This is a genomic window from Leifsonia sp. SIMBA_070 (assembly GCF_046534635.1).
GTDB lineage: Bacteria > Actinomycetota > Actinomycetes > Actinomycetales > Microbacteriaceae > Leifsonia.
The window spans coordinates 1-269 of sequence record NZ_JAWRYK010000320.1 but is presented as its reverse complement, the minus strand read 5'-3'; the positions used below and the strand labels follow the sequence as shown (position 1 = coordinate 269).

Here is a 269-nt window from a genome sequence, read left to right as displayed (position 1 = left end):
AGGCCAGCCCCTTTTTGTTCGCTTACGGAAGCATCCGCCATTTTCACTCTCGCTCCGAGGTCAGGATAAGCACGAAGCAACCCGAGCTTCTCTTCTTCGGACGCACTCTCTACAGCCTGCTTCATGTGAGAGAGCAGCTCCTCCTTGGATGCAAATGGGCGTTTGTTATATACCTTTTCCGAAATCCACGGGGAATGCTCATATATCCAACCGATAGCTTCTACAAAAATGGCCTTTTCCATTTGATTGACATCATCCATGGTGATCTC

At 48.7% G+C, this 269-nt stretch carries 1 protein-coding gene; it reads right to left on the bottom strand.

What is annotated here, in order from left to right:
• Nucleotides 1-269 (bottom strand): 2-oxo-4-hydroxy-4-carboxy-5-ureidoimidazoline decarboxylase (locus tag SB754_RS20515; protein ID WP_410784204.1); only part of this gene is annotated, 269 nt, incomplete at both ends.